The 1,480-nt window shown below is 75.1% G+C and carries 1 protein-coding gene; it reads right to left on the reverse strand.

Going from position 1 to position 1,480, the window contains the following annotated elements:
• Nucleotides 1-3: 3 nt before the first annotated feature.
• Nucleotides 4-1,473: a sensor histidine kinase gene (locus JS521_RS35665; protein WP_307848019.1), complete on the reverse strand. Its 1,470-nt coding sequence runs from the start codon at nt 1,471-1,473 to the stop codon at nt 4-6.
• Nucleotides 1,474-1,480 lie beyond the last annotated feature (7 nt).

Here is a 1,480-nt window from a genome sequence, read left to right on the forward strand (position 1 = left end):
CCCTCACACCCCCGGCGGCGGTGTCGGGGCTCCCGGCAGGGTGATCGTGGCGACCGTACCGGGGCCGGTGTCCGGGGACGGGCGGAGGGTGATGTCGCCGCCCGCCTGGTGCACCGTACGGGCCACGATGGACAGGCCCAGGCCCGAGCCGGGGAGTTGGCGGGCGGAGGGGGAGCGCCAGAAGCGTTCGAAGACGTGGGGGAGTTCCTCGGCGGGGATGCCGGGGCCCCGGTCCCGTACCGTCAGCTCGCCCCGGTGCAGCCGCACGTCGATCGTGGAGCCGGGCGGGCTGAACTTCACCGCGTTGTCCAGGACGTTGACGATCGCCCGCTCCAACGCGGCCGGCTCCGCCCGTACGTACCAGGGGGCCAGGTCCTCCGCGATCGTCAGCTCCGGGCCGCGCAGGCGGGCACGGCGCAGGGCGGAGCGGGTGACCTCGTGCAGGGCCACCACCTGGAGCGGGCCCGGCTCGGCCGCGTCCGGGCGGGCCAGTTCCTGGAGGTCGCCGATCAGCGCGGCCAGCTCCGTCATCTGCGCCTTCACCGAGGCCATCAGCGCCTTGCGGTCCTCCGGCGGGATCACCCGGCCCGTATCGTCGCTGCGGGCCAGCAGCTCCACGTTCGTCCGCAGCGAGGTCAGCGGGGTGCGCAGCTCGTGGCCCGCGTCCGCGATCAACCGGTACTGGCGGTCGCGGGACGAGGCGAGCGGCGCGGCCATGGAGTTGAAGGAGTGCGAGAGCCGGGCGATCTCGTCCTCGCCGTCGACCGGGATGCGCACGGTCAGGTCCTCCGTGCGCGCCACGTGCTCGACCGCCTCGGTGAGTTCGTCCACCGGGCGCAGCCCCGCCCGCGCCACCCACAGCCCGGCCGCGCCCGCCCCCACGACACCGATGCCGCCGACCAGGGCCAGCACCCAGGCGAGCGTGGACAGCGGTGCGTCGATCTCGCTGAGCGGGCGGGCCACCGAGACCGCGAGCTCGTTGTTGGCCTGGCCGGAGCCGACCACCGGCGGCAGCTTGCGGGTGTAGACCCGCATGTCCTCCCCGCGGTCGTTCTCCGTCGTGTGCAGGGCGTCGGCCTCCCGCCCCGCCGCCACGGCGATGTCGCTGGGCTGGGCGGGGACGGGGGTCGTGTTCGGGGCCGTGCAGTAGTCGCCGTTCGCCGCGACGATCTGCACCGTGTACTGGCCGGGGAACTCCTGGGCGGGCAGCTGCCCGCCGCTCAGGCACGAGGACAGCAGATCGCGCATCGGCGCGTTGTCCATCTTCGCGTTGCGCAGCGAGTCGTCGAGCTGGTCCTCCAACTGCTCCCGGGTCACGAACCAGCACGCCACCGCCACCGCCGCGACCGCCACCGCGACCGCCGTGGCGACCAGCAGCGCCAGCCGGGAGCGCAGCGGCAGCGCCCGGAAGCGGCGCAGCGGACGCAGGCCCCGCCGGCCCCGCCCGCCCGTGACGGCCGTCGACCCGCCGATGCCGCCC

Source organism: Streptomyces durocortorensis (genome assembly GCF_016901035.1).
Lineage (GTDB): Bacteria > Actinomycetota > Actinomycetes > Streptomycetales > Streptomycetaceae > Streptomyces > Streptomyces durocortorensis.